The sequence below is a fragment of the Escherichia sp. MOD1-EC6021 genome, assembly GCF_002965245.1.
Taxonomy (GTDB): Bacteria; Pseudomonadota; Gammaproteobacteria; order Enterobacterales; family Enterobacteriaceae; genus Escherichia; species Escherichia coli_F.
The window spans coordinates 131,117-148,757 of sequence record NZ_PTRU01000004.1 but is presented as its reverse complement, the minus strand read 5'-3'; the positions used below and the strand labels follow the sequence as shown (position 1 = coordinate 148,757).

General features: G+C 51.8%; 15 protein-coding genes. 9 read left to right on the top strand and 6 right to left on the bottom strand.

Translation table 11 applies throughout. From position 1 onward, the window contains the following. Positions 1-10 precede the first annotated feature (10 nt). On the bottom strand, positions 11-775 hold the full coding sequence (gene puuD, locus BEB54_RS06960; protein WP_001307158.1) for a gamma-glutamyl-gamma-aminobutyrate hydrolase: 765 nt from the start codon (positions 773-775) through the stop codon (positions 11-13). A 211-nt stretch (positions 776-986) separates the two neighbouring features. On the opposite strand from puuD, the gene puuA reads away from it, so the two are divergent. The 9 genes from puuA (at position 987) to sapF (ending at position 10,067) form a co-directional block, all read left to right on the top strand. Next, positions 987-2,405, top strand: coding sequence for a glutamate-putrescine ligase (puuA, locus tag BEB54_RS06955; RefSeq protein ID WP_105277396.1), 1,419 nt, complete (start codon positions 987-989; stop codon positions 2,403-2,405). 148 nt (positions 2,406-2,553) lie between these two features. Next, on the top strand, positions 2,554-2,718 hold the full coding sequence (locus BEB54_RS28560) for a YmjE family protein (RefSeq protein WP_123058307.1): 165 nt from the start codon (positions 2,554-2,556) through the stop codon (positions 2,716-2,718). Then, positions 2,708-4,093: a putrescine/proton symporter PuuP gene (gene puuP, locus BEB54_RS06950; protein ID WP_105282156.1), complete on the top strand. Its 1,386-nt coding sequence runs from the start codon at positions 2,708-2,710 to the stop codon at positions 4,091-4,093. The genes BEB54_RS28560 and puuP overlap by 11 nt, the downstream gene beginning before the upstream one ends. Before the next feature lie 133 nt (positions 4,094-4,226). Beyond that, positions 4,227-4,472 (top strand): YmjA family protein, encoded by a 246-nt coding sequence (locus tag BEB54_RS06945; RefSeq protein ID WP_001015099.1) that lies wholly within the window; start codon positions 4,227-4,229, stop codon positions 4,470-4,472. Positions 4,473-4,784: 312 nt separating this feature from the next. After that, entirely contained in the window at positions 4,785-6,428 is a 1,644-nt protein-coding gene (sapA, locus tag BEB54_RS06935; protein WP_001250200.1) for an ABC transporter substrate-binding protein SapA, read from the top strand. Then, entirely contained in the window at positions 6,425-7,390 is a 966-nt protein-coding gene (gene sapB, locus BEB54_RS06930) for a putrescine export ABC transporter permease SapB (RefSeq protein WP_105277394.1), read from the top strand. The genes sapA and sapB overlap by 4 nt, the downstream gene beginning before the upstream one ends. Further along, positions 7,377-8,267, top strand: a complete 891-nt coding sequence (gene sapC, locus BEB54_RS06925; RefSeq protein ID WP_001146166.1) for a peptide ABC transporter permease SapC — start codon at positions 7,377-7,379, stop codon at positions 8,265-8,267. Before sapB ends, sapC begins: the two co-directional genes overlap by 14 nt. Next, positions 8,267-9,259 carry a peptide ABC transporter ATP-binding protein SapD gene (sapD, locus tag BEB54_RS06920; RefSeq protein ID WP_001128858.1) on the top strand — a complete coding sequence of 331 codons (993 nt, stop codon included), beginning with the start codon at positions 8,267-8,269 and terminating at the stop codon, positions 9,257-9,259. The genes sapC and sapD overlap by 1 nt, the downstream gene beginning before the upstream one ends. Position 9,260: 1 nt before the next feature. Further along, positions 9,261-10,067 carry a peptide ABC transporter ATP-binding protein SapF gene (sapF, locus tag BEB54_RS06915; protein WP_000573406.1) on the top strand — a complete coding sequence of 269 codons (807 nt, stop codon included), beginning with the start codon at positions 9,261-9,263 and terminating at the stop codon, positions 10,065-10,067. 48 nt (positions 10,068-10,115) lie between these two features. Here the strand turns inward: sapF and BEB54_RS06910 are convergent, their stop codons facing one another. The 5 genes from BEB54_RS06910 to BEB54_RS06890 form a co-directional block, all read right to left on the bottom strand. Next, positions 10,116-11,279 (bottom strand): multidrug effflux MFS transporter, encoded by a 1,164-nt coding sequence (locus BEB54_RS06910; protein WP_105277393.1) that lies wholly within the window; start codon positions 11,277-11,279, stop codon positions 10,116-10,118. 8 nt (positions 11,280-11,287) lie between these two features. After that, complete coding sequence (locus BEB54_RS06905; protein WP_105277392.1) at positions 11,288-12,661, bottom strand: efflux transporter outer membrane subunit; 1,374 nt, start codon at positions 12,659-12,661, stop codon at positions 11,288-11,290. A gap of 3 nt (positions 12,662-12,664) precedes the next feature. Then, a complete protein-coding gene (locus BEB54_RS06900) occupies positions 12,665-15,772 on the bottom strand; it encodes an efflux RND transporter permease subunit (RefSeq protein WP_170881842.1) in 3,108 nt (1,035 codons plus the stop codon). Then, on the bottom strand, positions 15,772-16,893 hold the full coding sequence (locus tag BEB54_RS06895) for an efflux RND transporter periplasmic adaptor subunit (RefSeq protein WP_105282155.1): 1,122 nt from the start codon (positions 16,891-16,893) through the stop codon (positions 15,772-15,774). The genes BEB54_RS06900 and BEB54_RS06895 overlap by 1 nt, the downstream gene beginning before the upstream one ends. 148 nt (positions 16,894-17,041) lie before the next feature. Further along, a complete protein-coding gene (locus BEB54_RS06890; protein ID WP_105277391.1) occupies positions 17,042-17,608 on the bottom strand; it encodes a TetR/AcrR family transcriptional regulator in 567 nt (188 codons plus the stop codon). Positions 17,609-17,641: the final 33 nt, after the last annotated feature.

Here is a 17,641-nt window from a genome sequence, read left to right as displayed (position 1 = left end):
ACTGTAGTGGTCAGAGTCGCTGTTTTTCAGCGATATGGTGCTGACAAGCGGTGATAAAGCCCTCGAACAATATACGCGAAAGCGCGTACTCGCTACTGTTCCATTCCGGGTGCCACTGTACGCCCAGCGCAAAAGGATGATTGATGACGCTAACCGCCTCAACTAAGCCATCCGGCGAGCGAGCTTCAACACGCAACCGTGGGCTAACGACCTTCGCCCCTTGTCCATGCAGAGAGTTTACCCAAAAGTTGCTACATTCAGGTAACAACGCAGACAGCAATCCCCCCTCTTCAACCTGAACTTCATGCGACGGTGCATATTGCTGTTCCACCGGCAGTTCGGGATCTTCCCGATGTTCCAGCAATTCAGGCTGTTCGCACAGCTTGCGATGCAACGAACCACCGGTTGCCACCACCAGTTCCTGTAAACCCCGGCAGATGGCGAAAATGGGGATGCGCCTTTCGAGTGCGGCATTAATTAACGCCATGCTCAGAAGATCACGCCCGGGATCGGCGTCAGGCTCATCGCCGTTTTCACCATATAGGTGCGGCTGCACATTGCTGGGACTACCAGGAAGATAAATACCATCGAGTTTCGGCAAAAGTTGTTCAAGTAATGACGGTTCCGCCAGCGCATGTGGCAGCGCAATTGGCAAGCCGCCTGCGTGGATGATGGCATTCAGGTACTTTTCTTGCAGAGTCTGGGTCGCATGACCCTTAAGCCTGTTCCTGCACATTACGACACCGATAACCGGATTGTTCATTATATTTTCCATGCTCAATCTCACAAAGTGGACTAAATTATCGCCATTACTGCGCTTTAAATGACCTTTATGTTCAATATTTTTTCAATCTAGCAGCGAGTTTTCATTTTTGCAAACTCAATTTAACATTTGACAAACATTTAGTTTGCATACAGATTCGAATGGTGGTCATTATATTTTACGCTTTGATAACGAGCGGAAAACAAACCAAAGGCGAAGAATCATGGAAACCAATATCGTTGAAGTAGAGAACTTTGTTCAGCAGTCAGAAGAGAGGCGGGGTAGCGCCTTTACGCAGGAAGTGAAACGCTACCTGGAGCGCTACCCGAATACGCAATATGTTGATGTTTTACTTACCGATCTGAATGGTTGTTTTCGTGGGAAACGTATTCCTGTTTCAAGCCTGAAGAAGCTCGAGAAAGGGTGTTATTTCCCGGCCTCGGTGTTTGCAATGGATATTCTGGGCAACGTAGTAGAAGAAGCGGGCCTGGGTCAGGAAATGGGCGAGCCGGATCGTACCTGTGTTCCTGTTCTCGGTTCCTTAACCCCATCTGCTGCAGATCCTGAGTTTATCGGTCAGATGCTCCTGACCATGGTCGATGAAGATGGCGCTCCCTTTGACGTTGAGCCGCGGAACGTTCTCAACCGCCTGTGGCAGCAGCTACGCCAGCGCGGCTTGTTCCCGGTCGTAGCGGTAGAGCTGGAGTTCTATTTACTGGATCGCCAGCGCGACGCTGAAGGGTATCTGCAACCGCCCTGCGCGCCCGGCACCGATGACCGCAATACACAAAGTCAGGTTTACTCCGTTGATAACCTCAACCACTTCGCCGACGTGCTCAATGATATTGATGAGCTGGCGCAGTTACAGCTGATTCCGGCAGATGGCGCGGTCGCCGAGGCCTCGCCAGGTCAGTTTGAAATCAATCTTTACCATACCGATAACGTGCTGGAAGCTTGCGATGATGCGCTGGCACTAAAACGCCTGGTGCGTCTGATGGCAGAAAAGCATAAGATGCACGCCACTTTTATGGCGAAGCCGTATGAAGAGCACGCGGGCAGCGGGATGCATATCCATATCAGTATGCAAAATAATCGTGGCGAGAACGTGCTTTCTGACGCGGAAGGCGAAGATTCGCCGCTGCTGAAAAAGATGCTCGCCGGGATGATTGACCTGATGCCGTCATCAATGGCGTTGCTGGCACCAAACGTGAACTCGTATCGCCGCTTCCAGCCGGGGATGTATGTACCGACGCAGGCGTCGTGGGGCCATAACAACCGCACCGTCGCCCTGCGTATTCCCTGCGGCGATCGCTATAATCACCGCGTGGAATATCGCGTGGCGGGTGCCGATGCCAACCCGTATTTGGTGATGGCAGCGATTTTTGCCGGTATTTTGCATGGCCTTGATAACGAACTGCCATTACAGGAAGAAGTCGAAGGCAACGGGCTGGAACAGGAAGGCTTACCCTTCCCGATTCGCCAGAGCGATGCCCTGGGTGAGTTTATCGAGAACGATCATCTACGCCGCTATTTAGGCGAACGCTTCTGCCATGTCTATCACGCCTGTAAAAATGATGAGCTGTTGCAGTTTGAGCGCCTCATCACAGAAACAGAAATTGAGTGGATGTTGAAAAACGCGTAATACCCCTTGCGGGGTTGTTTCATCGGCCTGAGCGGAGCCAGGCCTGACATTTGCTGGTAATCCAGACATTTCCCGGATGTCGCGTTATGGAGCGCAGGCGGCAACGGGCTTCCGTTAACGATTAAGACTGTGACGAGGAAATGAGATGATGCCGATGATTAAATCCCCGCATGGCGAGGGAGGCTGCGTATGCGCCCCTCCTGCGACTGACTGGACTCCGCCCCCTTTGCTTCCCTTGCTAAACAGGTTTGATTTCAGGTCGATACGACCGCAAACCTTATTACGCAGGGGAGGCAGCAATTATGGCTATTAATTCACCACTGAATATTGCTGCGCAACCCGGCAAAACCCGTCTGCGAAAATCACTGAAATTGTGGCAGGTGGTGATGATGGGTCTGGCCTATCTCACGCCGATGACTGTGTTCGATACCTTTGGCATTGTTTCCGGCATTAGCGACGGTCACGTTCCGGCGTCCTATTTGCTGGCGCTGGCGGGTGTGCTGTTTACCGCGATCAGCTACGGCAAACTGGTTCGCCAGTTTCCGGAGGCCGGTTCGGCCTATACCTACGCGCAAAAGTCGATTAACCCGCACGTCGGATTTATGGTCGGCTGGTCATCGCTGCTGGATTATCTCTTTTTGCCGATGATCAACGTTTTGTTGGCGAAAATCTATCTCTCCGCCCTCTTCCCGGAAGTGCCGCCGTGGGTGTGGGTGGTAACCTTCGTCGCCATTTTAACCGCCGCGAATCTGAAGAGCGTCAACCTGGTCGCTAACTTCAATACCTTGTTTGTACTGGTGCAAATCTCCATCATGGTGGTGTTTATCTTCCTGGTGGTTCAGGGACTACATAAAGGAGAAGGCGTTGGCACCGTCTGGTCGCTTCAGCCGTTTATCAGCGAGAACGCGCATCTGATCCCGATTATTACCGGGGCGACGATTGTCTGTTTCTCGTTCCTCGGTTTCGATGCGGTGACCACGCTTTCAGAGGAGACGCCGGATGCCGCGCGTGTTATTCCGAAAACCATCTTCCTGACGGCGGTGTACGGCGGCGTTATCTTTATCGCGGCGTCGTTCTTTATGCAGCTGTTCTTCCCGGATATCAGCCGCTTTAAAGATCCGGACGCCGCACTGCCGGAAATCGCACTGTACGTTGGCGGCAAGTTGTTCCAGTCGATTTTCCTCTGCACGACGTTTGTGAACACGTTAGCGTCTGGCCTGGCGTCACATGCCAGCGTGTCGCGTCTGCTGTATGTGATGGGGCGCGACAATGTGTTTCCGGAACGCGTGTTTGGCTATGTGCACCCGAAATGGCGGACTCCGGCACTGAATGTCATTATGGTCGGGATTGTCGCGTTGTCAGCGCTGTTCTTTGATTTAGTCACCGCGACAGCATTGATTAACTTCGGTGCTCTGGTGGCGTTTACCTTCGTTAACCTGTCGGTGTTTAATCATTTCTGGCGGCGTAAAGGCATGAATAAAAGCTGGAAGGAACACTTTCACTATTTGCTGATGCCGCTGGTTGGCGCGCTGACGGTGGGTGTGCTGTGGGTTAACCTCGAGTCAACGTCACTGACACTCGGTCTGGTATGGGCTTCATTAGGCGGCGCATATTTGTGGTATCTGATCCGCCGCTATCGCAAAGTGCCGTTGTATGATGGTGACAGAACTCCGGTGAGCGAAACGTAATAGTCGGATGCGCGGCGCATTATCCTGCCTGAGGGTAATGCGCCGCGCCATTAACTATAAAAAGATGTATGACCCGGATCACGAGTGCTATCATCCGCCCTTATGCTTAGCGCATTAACCCCAGGGGCAAATAATGAACCACGATATCCCGCTAAAATATTTTGATATTGCCGATGAGTACGCGACCGAATGCGCAGAGCCTGTCGCAGACGCTGAACGCACACCGCTGGCCCACTACTTCCAGTTACTGCTCACCCGTTTGATGAACAATGAAGAGATCAGCGAAGAAGCCCAACATGAAATGGCTGCTGAAGCGGGGATTAATCCCGTACGCATTGATGAGATCGCAGAGTTTTTGAATCAATGGGGTAATGAGTAATTATTTCATTGCAGACGCTCGGTCAGTATCGTTGCCCGGATAAAGCGTTCACGCCGCATCCGGCTAAAAATGACACGCACTGCAGCGTGCTTTAATGGGTTTCTCACGATCGTACCGCTCTGCTCCTCGCTAAGTTGTTCTGTGAGTTATAGTTATAGAGAAATCACGGGTACGAATGTTGAACAGATGGCGACGTCACCTGTTCAACGACCAACCACACGGCCCTCATTACGACCCCTGAACACAAACGGTAATGGCAAATGTCATTAAATATTAGTAAGATAGCCTCTTTACATAAAATCCCTTAATATTATGCGCCAGGTATTATCGTCTCTTTTGGTGATTGCTGGACTTGTGAGTGGTCAGGCAATCGCCGCGCCTGAATCCCCCCCGCATGCTGATATCCGCGACAGCGGTTTTGTCTATTGCGTCAGCGGGCAAGTCAACACCTTTAACCCATCCAAAGCGAGCAGTGGGTTAATTGTCGATACCCTTGCCGCCCAGTTTTATGATCGACTGCTGGATGTCGATCCCTATACCTATCGCCTGATGCCGGAACTTGCCGAAAGCTGGGAAGTTCTCGACAACGGCGCGACCTATCGCTTCCACCTGCGTCGCGATGTTCCGTTTCAAAAAACCGACTGGTTTACTCCCACTCGTAAAATGAATGCCGACGATGTGGTGTTTACCTTCCAGCGAATTTTTGACCGCAACAACCCGTGGCATAACGTTAATGGCAGCAACTTCCCCTACTTCGACAGCCTGCAATTTGCCGATAACGTGAAAAGCGTCCGCAAACTGGATAATCATACCGTTGAGTTCCGTCTGGCTCAGCCGGATGCTTCTTTTTTGTGGCACCTGGCGACCCATTATGCTTCGGTCATGTCGGCAGAATATGCAGGGAAGTTAGAGAAAGAAGATCGCCAGGAGCAACTCGACCGTCAACCGGTCGGCACTGGACCGTATCAGTTGTCGGAATACCGCGCCGGGCAATTTATTCGCCTACAACGTCATGATGACTTCTGGCGCGGCAAACCGTTAATGCCGCAGGTGGTGGTGGATTTAGGCTCCGGCGGTACCGGACGTCTGTCGAAACTCCTGACCGGGGAGTGCGACGTTCTGGCCTGGCCTGCTGCTAGTCAGCTATCCATTTTGCGTGACGACCCACGCTTGCGTTTAACGCTGCGTCCAGGGATGAATGTCGCCTATCTGGCATTTAACACTGCTAAACCGCCGCTAAATAATCCCGCTGTCCGCCATGCGCTGGCACTGGCGATCAATAACCAGCGTCTGATGCAATCCATCTATTATGGTACGGCTGAAACGGCAGCCTCTATTTTACCGCGCGCCTCGTGGGCCTATGACAACGAGGCTAAAATTACTGAATACAATCCGGCGAAATCGCGCGAACAGTTGAAGGCGTTAGGGCTGGAAAACTTAACGCTGAAACTTTGGGTGCCCACACGTTCGCAGGCGTGGAACCCCAGCCCACTGAAAACCGCCGAACTGATTCAGGCGGATATGGCGCAGGTTGGCGTAAAAGTGGTGATTGTGCCGGTAGAAGGTCGTTTTCAGGAGGCGCGGTTGATGGATATGAGCCATGATCTGACGTTATCCGGTTGGGCGACTGACAGTAACGACCCGGACAGTTTCTTCCGTCCGTTACTGAGCTGCGCGGCAATTCATTCGCAGACCAACCTCGCCCACTGGTGCGATCCGAAATTCGACAGCGTATTGCGTAAGGCGCTCTCCTCGCAGCAACTGGCGGCGCGCATCGAAGCCTATGACGAAGCGCAGAGTATTCTGGCGCAGGAATTGCCCATTTTGCCGCTGGCGTCGTCATTGCGTTTGCAGGCCTATCGGTACGATATCAAAGGTCTGGTACTTAGCCCGTTTGGTAACGCCTCCTTTGCTGGGGTGTATCGCGAGAAACAGGATGAGGTGAAAAAACCATGATTATCTTCACCTTACGCCGCATTTTATTATTGATTGTCACCTTGTTCCTGCTGACCTTCGTTGGCTTCAGCTTGAGCTATTTCACCCCACATGCGCCGTTACAAGGCGCGTCACTGTGGAATGCCTGGGTGTTCTGGTTTAATGGCCTGATCCACTGGGATTTTGGTGTTTCCAGCATTAACGGTCAACCGATTGCCGAACAGTTAAAAGAGGTCTTCCCGGCGACGATGGAACTGTGCATCCTCGCCTTCGGTTTTGCGCTGATTGTCGGGATCCCCGTGGGGATGATTGCCGGGATTACGCGCCATAAGTGGCAGGATAACTTGATCAACGCCATCGCCTTACTGGGCTTTTCAATCCCGGTGTTCTGGCTGGCGCTTCTGTTGACGCTGTTTTGTTCACTCACGCTAGGTTGGTTGCCCGTTTCAGGGCGTTTCGATCTGCTCTACGAAGTGAAACCGATTACCGGTTTTGCGTTGATTGATGCCTGGCTTTCGGACTCACCGTGGCGGGATGAAATGGTCATGAGCGCAATCCGCCATATGATATTGCCCGTGATCACCCTGTCGGTTGCGCCAACAACTGAAGTGATCCGACTGATGCGTATCAGCACAATCGAAGTGTATGACCAGAACTATGTTAAAGCGGCGGCGACCCGCGGTTTGTCGCGCTTTACTATTTTGCGTCGCCATGTTCTGCATAACGCGTTACCTCCGGTTATTCCTCGCCTGGGCTTACAGTTTTCTACCATGCTGACGCTGGCGATGATCACCGAAATGGTCTTTAGCTGGCCGGGTTTAGGGCGCTGGTTAATTAACGCCATCCGCCAGCAAGATTACGCGGCCATTTCCGCCGGAGTGATGGTGTGTGGCTCACTGGTCATTATTGTTAACATGATTTCTGATATTTTGGGTGCCATGGCTAACCCTCTGAAACATAAGGAATGGTATGCCTTACGATAGCGTATACAGCGAAAAGCGCCCGCCGGGCACGCTGCGTACCGCCTGGCGCAAATTTTATAGTGATGCCTCTGCGATGGTCGGTCTGTACGGCTGCGCGGGACTGGCTGTACTGTGTATTTTTGGCGGCTGGTTTGCGCCTTACGGCATCGATCAGCAATTTCTCGGCTATCAATTATTGCCGCCTTCATGGTCACGCTATGGCGAAGTTTCTTTCTTCCTGGGGACTGACGACCTCGGACGCGATGTTTTAAGTCGTTTACTGAGTGGAGCTGCACCAACCGTGGGGGGGGCATTTGTGGTGACGCTTGCAGCGACAATCTGTGGCCTGGTACTTGGCACCTTTGCCGGGTCGACGCACGGTCTACGCTCAGCAGTACTAAACCATATTCTGGATACCTTACTGGCGATCCCTTCTCTGCTGCTGGCAATTATCGTTGTAGCGTTTGCCGGACCGAGTTTGTCGCACGCCATGTTTGCCGTCTGGCTGGCGCTGCTGCCTCGTATGGTACGTTCGATTTACAGCATGGTGCATGATGAACTGGAAAAAGAGTACGTTATCGCCGCCCGTCTGGATGGCGCATCAACGCTGAATATTCTCTGGTTTGCTGTGATGCCTAACATCACCGCCGGGCTGGTCACCGAGATCACCCGCGCACTGTCGATGGCAATTCTCGATATCGCCGCGCTGGGCTTTCTCGATCTCGGCGCACAACTCCCCTCGCCTGAATGGGGAGCGATGCTCGGTGATGCGCTGGAACTGATTTATGTCGCCCCGTGGACTGTCATGCTGCCAGGTGCGGCAATTATGATTAGCGTGCTGTTGGTTAACCTCCTTGGCGACGGTGTTCGTCGTGCAATTATTGCGGGGGTGGAATAATGCCATTACTCGATATTCGTAACCTGACCATTGAATTTAAAACCGGTGATGAGTGGGTTAAAGCCGTCGACCGCGTAAGTATGACCTTAACCGAAGGTGAGATCCGCGGTCTTGTTGGCGAATCCGGTTCCGGCAAAAGTTTGATTGCGAAAGCGATTTGTGGGGTGAATAAAGATAACTGGCGTGTTACTGCTGACCGTATGCGTTTTGATGATATCGATTTGCTGCGTCTCTCCGCACGCGAACGGCGCAAGCTGGTTGGTCACAACGTGTCGATGATTTTCCAGGAACCACAGTCGTGTCTTGACCCTTCAGAACGTGTGGGTCGCCAGTTGATGCAAAACATCCCTGCCTGGACCTATAAAGGCCGTTGGTGGCAGCGTTTTGGCTGGCGCAAACGCCGTGCCATTGAACTGCTGCACCGCGTGGGGATTAAAGATCACAAAGATGCGATGCGCAGTTTTCCCTATGAGTTGACCGAAGGTGAATGTCAGAAAGTGATGATAGCCATTGCACTGGCGAATCAACCGCGTCTGCTGATTGCTGACGAACCGACCAACTCAATGGAGCCAACAACCCAGGCGCAAATCTTTCGCCTGCTGACGCGTCTCAACCAAAACAGCAATACCACTATTTTGCTTATCAGCCATGACTTACAAATGCTTAGCCAATGGGCGGATAAAATTAACGTGCTTTACTGCGGTCAAACGGTGGAAACCGCGCCAAGTAAGGAGTTGGTGACAATGCCACATCATCCTTATACCCAGGCGCTGATCCGCGCGATACCAGACTTCGGCAGCGCGATGCCGCATAAAAGTCGCCTCAATACGCTGCCCGGCGCTATCCCACTGCTGGAACAGTTACCGATTGGGTGTCGTCTGGGGCCGCGTTGCCCGTATGCACAACGAGAATGCATTGTGACGCCACGTTTGACGGGGGCGAAAAATCATCTCTATGCCTGTCATTTCCCGCTGAACATGGAGAAAGAGTGAGATGATCGAAACGCTGCTTGAAGTGCGTAATTTAAGTAAAACGTTCCGCTACCGGACCGGCTGGTTTCGTCGTCAGACCGTAGAAGCGGTAAAACCCTTGAGCTTTACGCTACGTGAAGGCCAGACACTGGCGATCATTGGCGAGAATGGTTCTGGTAAATCCACGCTGGCAAAAATGCTGGCGGGAATGATAGAACCTACCAGCGGCGAGTTATTGATTGACGATCATCCGCTGCATTTTGGCGATTATTCCTTCCGCAGTCAGCGTATTCGCATGATTTTTCAGGATCCTTCGACCTCGTTGAATCCCCGTCAACGTATCTCGCAAATTCTGGATTTTCCACTGCGTCTGAACACCGATCTGGAACCTGAACAGCGTCGCAAACAGATTATTGAAACGATGCGGATGGTTGGGCTGCTACCGGATCACGTCAGTTACTATCCGCATATGTTAGCACCCGGGCAAAAACAGCGTCTGGGTCTGGCGCGCGCGCTGATATTGCGCCCAAAAGTGATTATTGCCGATGAAGCCCTCGCCTCACTGGATATGTCGATGCGTTCGCAGTTGATTAATCTGATGCTGGAGTTACAGGAAAAACAGGGCATTTCGTATATTTATGTTACCCAGCATATCGGAATGATGAAGCACATTAGCGACCAGGTACTGGTGATGCATCAGGGCGAGGTTGTCGAGCGAGGTAGTACTGCGGATGTGCTCGCCTCTCCGCTGCACGACCTCACTAAACGACTGATTGCCGGTCATTTTGGCGAGGCATTGACGGCGGATGCGTGGCGTAAGGACCGTTAGTGTTTTGCACCTCATCCTGACAGGGCCCCCCTCAGGATGAGGTGTTCATTACTTTTGATTGTCGATTCTGGTGAGAGCAACCAGCAATGCCAGCGTATAACACACCGTAATTGCCAGACTCATTTTTAACAGTGTTTCTCCGCCAATTCCCGACAATGGCGCGGCTATACCGCCGAAGACAAACATGCTCATCCCCATCAACGCAGACGCCGTTCCAGATTCCTGCGTCCCTACTGCACTCATAGCCTCTGCCCCGCCAACAGTGCCGATGCCGCTACAAAATGCGATGGTGAAAAATAATGCCACCAGTGCCGGAATGGGCAATTGTACCCATGCGCATAAGACCGTGAGCAATGCACACAAAATTGCCGCTATCAGGCCACCTCGCAACAATGTCATCGCGTTAATCCGTCGCGCCAGGCGCGAGAAGATCCATGAAGCAATGATAAGTCCGATGCCGTTAAGGCCAAACACCAGGCTAAATTGCATTGGACTAAAGCCAAATTCCTTCTGCAACACGAACGACGAAGAGCCGATATACGCAAACAAACCGGCCAGCATAAAACTTTGAATCAGGCAAAAGCGCATAAAAAGGCGGTTCTGCACCACGCTTCGTCCGGTTAATAGCAATGATGAGCCCCTTTTATTTTCTGGCAAGGTCTCATTAATAAATAACAGGCAGCCCAGCATCAGTACGGTGCTAATTTCAGCCATTACCCAGAATAAAGTGCGCCAGTCAAAAGTGCTAACAATGTACCCGCCCAGCACTGGCGACAACACCGGTGCCAGGCCATTCACCGTCATTAACAGCGCAAAAAACTGGGTCAACGTTACTCCCTGATATTTGTCACGAGCAATAGAACGAGAGAGCACCGAACCACCCGCCCCCGCGATCCCTTGAATAAAACGCCAGACCACCAGCCAGTAAATATTGTTCGTTGTCGCGCACAAAATGGAAGAAACAATAAACAATAGCAACGACAAGATTAACGGACGTTTACGCCCTATTTTGTCGCTCAGAGGGCCAAATAACAGTTGTCCGACGCCAAGACCGATCAGTGATGCAGTCAGGGTTAATTGCGTTATGGTCGTGGTTGCCGCCAGTTGCTCAGACATCTCCGGCAAAGCCGGCAAATAAAGATCGGTACACATCGGGCCGATACCGGCTAAAAGACCAAGAATCAATGCCCATGAAAGAGAGACTCTAGCCATATTATTCCTTACTTGAGTGATGACATACCGCCGCCCAGCGACTGCCAGAGCGTGATTCGGTTTGTAAAATCAGTCAGTTGCAGTGCCAGCAGCTCCTGCTGTGCGCTCCACAAGCTGCGCTGCGCCGTCAACACGGTCAGGTAATCACCAACACCCGCCTGATAGCGACGCAAGCCAACATCGACCGTTTGTTGCTCAGCTTTAACATACTGGCGCTGTGCATCCAGTTGCTCTTCAAGCGTGGTCCGCCGCGCCAGTGCGTTAGCGACATCTTTAAATGCGCTCTGAACAGTTTTTTCATAGGTGGCAATGAGCCCACGCTTTTGTGCTTCTGCGTAACGAAGCTGCGCCAGATTACTTCCGCCAGTGAACAGCGGTAATGTGACCGATGGCGCAAATGACCAGATCTGCATTCCGTGGCTGAACAACGACGACAACGCGTCACTGCCAACACCGGCACTGGCAGTCAGCGAAATCGTCGGGAAAAAGTTAGCCCGCGCCGCGCCAATATCTGCATTGGAGCTCTTCAAATTATGTTCCGCTTCCTGGATATCCGGGCGACGCAGCAGAACATCAGATGATACTCCCGCAGGAACCAGACTTATCATCTGTTCCGGCAGGCTTTCCAGTGTTCCCGGTAGCAGATTTTCCGCAAGCGTTGTACCTGCCAGTAAGTTCAGCGCATTTTTATCCTGCATCACTTGTGTCTGATAGCTGGCAACGCTGGCGCGCGCTTGCTGATAAACACTCATCGCCTCACTGACATCTGTCGCTGCCGCCGTGCCAACCTGTTGCTGGCGCTGGATAATTTTCAATGAGTTTTCTGCACTGGCCATCGTTTCTTTTGCCAGGGCCAGGTTGCTGTTATCAGCCGCCAGTGTCAGCCAGGCGGTGCTGATTTCAGCAATCAGCGTTAAACGAGTGTTCTGGGCTGTAAATTCACTGGCAAGCCAGGTTTCCCGCGCCGCCCGAGATAAACTCTGATTACGACCAAACAGATCTAACGTATAACTGGACACCGTGCCGTCAGCCTCAGCAGTTGTTCCCGTACCATTCGCCAGCGAACGACTGCGAGTCGAACTTAAGGCCGCATTCACCGTCGGAAATAACGACGCATTAGTTTGCCCATAGAGCGCCCGTGCTGAGTCAATATCAGCAATCGCTTTTTGCACATCGCGGTTACTGTTCAGTGCAATGGTTACTACCTGCTGCAATCGGGGATCGTGGATCACCTGCTGCCAGTCATGGCTGATTGCCTTCCCCTGGCCCTGTGCTCCCGGCAAGGTCGCCGGGATTGGGGATTCAGGCGTACTGTAGTGAGGATCGAGCGAGACACATCCCGCACTCAACAGCACCAGAAAAATAAGAGAACGACGCAACATAACTTACTCCTGACGGCGCGGTTTACCGGCAAACAAACGTTTCACCAGTACAAAAAATAGAGGAACGAAGAAAATGGCCAGTAATGTAGCGGTCAGCGTGCCGCCAATAATGCCCGTACCAATGGCGATGCGGCTGTTCGCCCCTGCGCCGGTTGCTATCGCCAGCGGCATTACCCCCGCAATAAACGCCAGCGAGGTCATGATGATTGGGCGTAAACGAGTCTGCGCCGCGCGTAATGCCGCACGACTCAAGGAATAGCCCTCTGCAACCGCCGCTTCAGCAAATTCCACAATCAGAATGGCGTTTTTCGACGACAAGCCGATAGTAGTTAATAGCGCTACCTGGAAGTAAACGTCGTTGTTTAAATCACGCATCCAGGCCGCCAGCGCCGCGCCAAGAAGCCCCAGAGGGATCACCAGAATGACCGAGAACGGGACTGACCAGCTTTCGTACAGTGCTGCAAGGCAGAGGAAAACCACCAGAATAGAAACTGCATACAGACTTAATGCCTGACCGCTGGCCAGTTTCTCCTGCAATGACAAACCACTCCAGGCCCAGGTTGTTCCCGCAGGAAGACTGTTTGCCAGTTCCTCCATTTTTGTCATTGCATCGCCGGAACTAAAGCCAGTCGCGTTTTCGCCCTGAATTTCATAGGCTGCCGAGCCGTTGTAGCGCACCAGTCTTTCCGGTCCATACAGCCAGCGGGTGGTCGCAAAAGCAGAGAATGGTGTCATGACGTTATCGCTGCCGCGCACAAACCATTTACCTAAGTCTGACGGCGCGGAACGAAATTCGCTGTCGCCCTGAATGTAGACTTTTTTCACACGACCACGGTCAATAAAGTCATTCACATAAGTACCGCCCCACGCACTGGACAGGGTGTCGGTGACATCATTCAAACTCAACCCTAATGACACCGCTTTATTACTATCAATATCTACCTGCAATTGCGGCATTTGTGGCAAATCATTGGCGCGTACAGAATGTAACTCCGGACTTTGATTCGCTTTTTCTATCAACTGATTACGCATTTGCAGCAGTGTTTCACGATCGGTTCCACCGTTAGCTAACAATTCAAACGTAAAACCATTGCTTTGCCCCAGCCCATCAACGGCTGGCGGCGTCATCGCAAATACCGTGGCATCACGAATTGTGCCCAGCTCTTTGGTTGCCCGTAGGGCGATAGCCTGGGCGGTGTTTTCTGCCCCTTTACGTTGAGACCAGTTTTTCAACGAAACAAACGCCATCCCGGTGTTCTGTCCGCTGCCGCTAAAACTGAAACCATCAACGGTAAAGATGACATCGGTATTTGCTTTCTCGTTAATCAGGAACCAGTCAACAATCTGGCGATTCACTTCTGCTGTACGGGCAGCGGTCGCCCCGGCCGGCAGCGTGTACTGCACCATGATTTCGCCCTGGTCTTCAGTGGGTAAGAAACTGCCCGGCAGTTTCCACATCATCAGGGCCATTCCACCACCCAGTACGACATAAAGCCCCATCGTTCGGGCTGCACGGCGCAGGACATAAATTACGCCTCGCTGATATTTATCTTCAGTACGGCGGTAAAAGCGGTTAAATGCGCCGAAAAAGCCTTTTTTATGTGGCGGAACATGCTGGAGGACGGAACCGCACAGGGCGGGAGTCAAGGTCAATGCCACCACCACGGAAAGCAGCATTGCGGAGATGATGGTGATGGAGAACTGACGATAAATTACGCCCGTAGATCCCCCAAAGAAGGCCATCGGCAGGAATACGGCTGACAACACCAGCGCAATGGCAACCAGTGCGCCAGAAATCTCGCCCATTGATTTTTCCGTGGCTTCACGCGCGGGCAACCCTTCGTCACGCATAATGCGTTCGACGTTCTCCACCACCACAATGGCATCGTCCACCAGCAAGCCGATCGCCAGCACCATTGCAAACAACGTCAGGGTATTAATCGAATAGCCAAACAACGCAAGAACGCCGAATGTGCCCAGCAAAACGACGGGGACAGCTAACGCCGGAATCAGTGTGGCACGCAGGTTTTGCAGGAATAAATACATCACGCAAACCACCAATACGATGGCTTCAAACAGCGTCTGAATTACGTCCTCTACGGAAATTTTAATAAATTCAGTGCTGTCTTTCGGGTATGCGATGTCGTATCCCTGCGGCATGTTCCGCTGGAATTCGGCAATCTTATCCTTGACCAGCGTCGCCGTATTCAGCGCATTCGCACCGGGCGAAAGCATTACAGCAACCCCGGCAGACGGGTGACCGTTAAGTTTGCCGATAGCGGTATAATCTTCACTGCCCATCTCAACGCGAGCCACATCTTTTATACGAACAACTGCGCCGTCTGACTGGCTTTTCACGATAATATTTTTGAACTGATCCACCGTCTGCAAGCGAGACTGCGCACGTACCGTTGCGGTCAGTTGCTGAGTATCCGGTGAAGGCAATGCCCCTATTTTCCCGGCAGTAACCTGCACGTTTTGCGCTTCAATAGCACTTTGCACGTCTGAAGGCATCAGCGAGTAAGACGCCAGTTTGGCCGGGTCGAGCCAGATGCGCATAGCGTATTCCGCGCCAAAGACTTGCAGACTCCCCACACCTTCAACACGCGCCAGGGGGTCCTGAACGTTACTGACCAGCCAGTCGGCGATATCCGAACTGGAGGCTTTGTCAGTGGTGTCATACACGGCAGCAATCAGCAAAAAGTTGCTTTGTGATTTCTCCACCGTAACACCTGTTTGCTGCACTTCGCTGGGTAGGCGCGACTCCGCCTGCTGAATTTTATTCTGCACCTGAACCTGTGCAGTATCTGGATCGGTACCTTGTTCAAAGGTCACATTAATACTGACCGAACCATCAGAGCTACTGGTTGAGCTGAAATAGAGTAAATTATCAAGCCCAGTGAGTTGTTGCTCGATAACCTGAGTCACGCTGTTCTCCAGCGTTTCGGCAGAAGCACCAGTATAAGTGGCTGAAATTTTAATGGTCGGCGGTGCAACGTCAGGATATTGCGCGACGGGTAATGTGCGAATAGCCAGAATCCCCGCCAACATAATCAAAATGGCGATAACCCAGGCAAAGACCGGGCGGCGAACAAAAAAGCGCGAAAACATCAGGCGTTGCCTCCATTAGCCTGAACTTCAACAGCCTTGACGGTCTGCCCTGAAGTGACTTTGGCAGAACCTTCAACAATCAGTCGGTCGCCGTTGTGCAGGCCGTTCAGCACCAGCCATTTATCACCATACGTTTCTCCCGTTTCGAGCGTTCGCTGCTCTACTTTATTGTCTTTATTCACCACCAGCGCAGTTGCATTGCCTTTAGCATCGCGCGTGACGCCCTGTTGCGGCGCGAGAATAGCGTCTTCCATCACGCCTTCATCGACACGAGCGCGAACAAACATTCCCGGTAATAACTGCTGTTGTGGATTGGGGAAAATCGCCCGTAATGTCACCGAACCGGTAGACTCATCTACAGCGACTTCGGTGAGTTCCAGACGCCCTTTTTCGCTGTAGGTTGTGCCATCTTCCAGAATAAGTGAGACGCTCATGGTGTCACTGTTGGTCGCCAGTGACTGTTTACGCAGACGTAATAAATCGACACTGGAGCGAGTGAGGTCGACATACACTGTATCCAGACCACGAATAGTCGTTAACGCTGTATCCTGCGACGCGGTCACCAGTGCGCCAGGGGTTACCGACGAAATACCAATACGCCCCGAAATCGGTGCGGTTACCGTGGTCCAGTCAAGATTAATGCGCGCAGTTTCCAGTGCGGCTTTTTTCGCCTCTACACTGGCTTTATCTTGTGCACAGGTAGACTGAGCATCATCAGCATCCTGTTGTGAAACACCATTCTCTTTCACCAGTCGGGCATAACGCTGCGCTTTCTGGCAATCGGCTTTTACCAGTGCCTGTGCTTGTTGTAATGCTGCCCGGGCTTCATTCCATGCAGCCTGATAACTGGCCGCATCAATCTGGTAGAGAGGCTGTCCAGCCTTGACCAGATCACCTTCCTTAAATAAGCGTTTCTGGATAATTCCCCCAACCTGCGGACGTACTTCAGCACTGAGCGCAGCACTGGTGCGTCCGGTTAATTCACTGACTACCGAAACCGGTTGAGATTTGAGCGTAACAACGCCGACTTCTGTTTCTGACGGGGATGAATTGTTACTTTGCGTATTATCACAACCCGATAAGAGCAGCATTGCCACTACAGATGTTGCTATATACTTCATTATTTTCTCCAGGGTGAGAAATACCCTCCTCATTGAAATTAATGAGGATATGTCAGGGATATTCAGTTATAACGAACCCGCATCGCGAAATGAATTTCGCAATGAAATAAGGGGGATTAATATCCCCCGCTATTGGTTAATTCTGTTCTTATTTATTTATCAACATACTAACAATATCCTGATATATTTCCTGCAGATGTTGTGGATCGCTTTTTTGCGGTGTTAAACGACGATAAACCGTACCTTCCATCATGGTAGCAAACACTTCAACGCAGCAACGAATGTGATCGTCGCTAAGATGGGGATGCATTCTTTTCATATGTGCACAACCGTTAGCGAACATTCTGGCGTCAGCTTCTTCAAGCATTGCCATAACCCGCGAGTTGCGTGTGGCTTCTGCAGCCACTTCCAGCATCAGCGCGTCGTCGTCCTCATTTAAGGATTTACGCAAGGCAAGGACTTCCGGGAAGTGATCGGTACGCGCGTCAATGTCCATTTGGGCAATACGAAAGTCGATGATACGGCGAACCATCTCTTCAATAATGGCGTCTTTGTTGGCGAAGTAACGATATATCTGACCCACGCTAAGCTGAGCTTCACTGGCAATTTGCGACATACTGGCGGCATGAAATCCGCAGCGACGAAAACACCGACGGGCGGCGTTAATGATTTCATCCTGACGCTGTTTGTGGCGTATCTCCAGCTTGCTGGTCATTTCTGTCTCCTGGCCTATCACTTAGTGAGAATG

Excerpts from the sequence above, each read along its gene's own strand:
- sapD (WP_001128858.1), top strand. The coding sequence starts at position 8,267 with ATGCCATTACTCGATATTCGTAACCTGACCATTGAATTTAAAACCGGT.
- BEB54_RS06905 (WP_105277392.1), bottom strand. The coding sequence starts at position 12,661 with ATGTTGCGTCGTTCTCTTATTTTTCTGGTGCTGTTGAGTGCGGGATGT.
- puuD (WP_001307158.1), bottom strand. The coding sequence starts at position 775 with ATGGAAAATATAATGAACAATCCGGTTATCGGTGTCGTAATGTGCAGG.
- sapB (WP_105277394.1), top strand. The coding sequence starts at position 6,425 with ATGATTATCTTCACCTTACGCCGCATTTTATTATTGATTGTCACCTTG.
- sapF (WP_000573406.1), top strand. The coding sequence starts at position 9,261 with ATGATCGAAACGCTGCTTGAAGTGCGTAATTTAAGTAAAACGTTCCGC.
- BEB54_RS06890 (WP_105277391.1), bottom strand. The coding sequence starts at position 17,608 with ATGACCAGCAAGCTGGAGATACGCCACAAACAGCGTCAGGATGAAATC.
- BEB54_RS06945 (WP_001015099.1), top strand. The coding sequence starts at position 4,227 with ATGAACCACGATATCCCGCTAAAATATTTTGATATTGCCGATGAGTAC.
- BEB54_RS28560 (WP_123058307.1), top strand. The coding sequence starts at position 2,554 with ATGCCGATGATTAAATCCCCGCATGGCGAGGGAGGCTGCGTATGCGCC.
- BEB54_RS06910 (WP_105277393.1), bottom strand. The coding sequence starts at position 11,279 with ATGGCTAGAGTCTCTCTTTCATGGGCATTGATTCTTGGTCTTTTAGCC.
- sapC (WP_001146166.1), top strand. The coding sequence starts at position 7,377 with ATGCCTTACGATAGCGTATACAGCGAAAAGCGCCCGCCGGGCACGCTG.
- puuA (WP_105277396.1), top strand. The coding sequence starts at position 987 with ATGGAAACCAATATCGTTGAAGTAGAGAACTTTGTTCAGCAGTCAGAA.
- puuP (WP_105282156.1), top strand. The coding sequence starts at position 2,708 with ATGGCTATTAATTCACCACTGAATATTGCTGCGCAACCCGGCAAAACC.
- BEB54_RS06900 (WP_170881842.1), bottom strand. The coding sequence starts at position 15,772 with ATGTTTTCGCGCTTTTTTGTTCGCCGCCCGGTCTTTGCCTGGGTTATC.
- sapA (WP_001250200.1), top strand. The coding sequence starts at position 4,785 with ATGCGCCAGGTATTATCGTCTCTTTTGGTGATTGCTGGACTTGTGAGT.
- BEB54_RS06895 (WP_105282155.1), bottom strand. The coding sequence starts at position 16,893 with ATGAAGTATATAGCAACATCTGTAGTGGCAATGCTGCTCTTATCGGGT.